At 33.2% G+C, this 1,196-nt stretch carries 3 protein-coding genes; 1 reads left to right on the forward strand and 2 read right to left on the reverse strand.

What is annotated here, in order from left to right; genetic code table 11:
* Window positions 1-46 precede the first annotated feature (46 nt).
* On the forward strand, window positions 47-469 hold the full coding sequence (locus HMPREF3144_RS11865) for a hypothetical protein (RefSeq protein WP_246823909.1): 423 nt from the start codon (window positions 47-49) through the stop codon (window positions 467-469).
* Window positions 470-511: 42 nt separating this feature from the next.
* Here the strand turns inward: HMPREF3144_RS11865 and HMPREF3144_RS05580 are convergent, their stop codons facing one another.
* Window positions 512-751, reverse strand: a complete 240-nt coding sequence (locus tag HMPREF3144_RS05580) for an EexN family lipoprotein (protein ID WP_141742737.1) — start codon at window positions 749-751, stop codon at window positions 512-514.
* Between the two features lie 24 nt (window positions 752-775).
* Window positions 776-1,078: a hypothetical protein gene (locus tag HMPREF3144_RS05585; RefSeq protein WP_036561411.1), complete on the reverse strand. Its 303-nt coding sequence runs from the start codon at window positions 1,076-1,078 to the stop codon at window positions 776-778.
* Between the last annotated feature and the right edge of the window lie 118 nt (window positions 1,079-1,196).

The following is a 1,196-nucleotide window of genomic DNA, read 5'->3' on the forward strand; positions in this document are numbered from 1 at the left end:
AAATCAAGTTACACAAAATACCTTACACCCTCGATAAATCAAAATCATGTTAAAAAAAGCCATAATTACACTAATATTGAGTCTCCCTTTAAGCGTTTGGGCACAACCCACGAGTGATGTTGATGCTCAACAAGCACTTATCCATGATTTAAATGCTTTAGCTAATGCGTCTTGCCTTATAAAACAGAAGGATGCTTACTTGCAGAATGCTGGGTATATTTGGGCAAACTCACTTGCAGAGGGAAATATGGAGTTTAATCTTGAGACTGTTCTTTTACCAATGAAAGCCGCTATTGAAAAGGCAATTGCTAATACACCTATGTATTCCGTTCCTTCTGAGCAGCCACCGCTTAAAAGTCAGGCCTTACCAATTGCTTATTGTTTTGATGTTATTTACCAACCTAATGTTCAAGCGTTAATTCGAGAGTTAAGCAAAAAATATAGTCGATTAGGTAAAAAAACAAATTAATGTAGAGTTAATCAAACTTAACCGCTTTTTTCAGGCGGTTTTTTATTGGGCTTCAATAAGAGCGTTCTGTGCTGCTTCACACTCTACATCTTTGGCTATTTTTCCCATCGTATTTGTATTTTGACTCCTCGCTGCTTGGAACATTTTTGCTTCACATTCTTCTTTCTTAGCTCGTGCTTTATCGATATTTTTCAAATAATAGTTTTTATCTTTTGGTGATTCTCCGCAAGCTACTAATGCTGTAGATAAAGATACGGCTAATAGTACTAATACTTTTTTCATAGTCATCCGTTAATAAAAGTAGTGTTAATAATCCTCATCAGAGTAATCTAAAATATCACTAACGTGAAAATTTACTATTTCTCCTTGGTATATTGTATCCAAATCCTTAAGATTTATTCTTCCTCCTCGTATATCTTCAGTGATATTTTTAAACTTAGCTATACCATATTGAGTCTGAGGATTCCAAGACGTAATTTCGAGTTTTGATGAATAATTAAAATTAGATTGGGGAAAAGAAATATTTAAAATAATAAAGCCCCCTGTTTTAATTTGAGAAATTTTTTTGGCTGATATTGAAGAATTGTGGGGTGTAATCACTGTTAACATAGATCATCTTCATAGTTGATATGAGTTAAATAAAATAATGATATTTTCTAAATTCTCTTAGTTGCGGTAATATGGACCTCATTATCGGTATTTGTCAAGATAGTTGTCACTCATACAT

It is taken from the genome of Oligella sp. HMSC05A10, assembly GCF_001808335.1.
Lineage (GTDB): Bacteria > Pseudomonadota > Gammaproteobacteria > Burkholderiales > Burkholderiaceae_B > Oligella > Oligella urethralis.

Excerpts from the sequence above, each read along its gene's own strand:
- HMPREF3144_RS11865 (WP_246823909.1), top strand. The coding sequence starts at position 47 with ATGTTAAAAAAAGCCATAATTACACTAATATTGAGTCTCCCTTTAAGC.
- HMPREF3144_RS05580 (WP_141742737.1), bottom strand. The coding sequence starts at position 751 with ATGAAAAAAGTATTAGTACTATTAGCCGTATCTTTATCTACAGCATTA.
- HMPREF3144_RS05585 (WP_036561411.1), bottom strand. The coding sequence starts at position 1,078 with ATGTTAACAGTGATTACACCCCACAATTCTTCAATATCAGCCAAAAAA.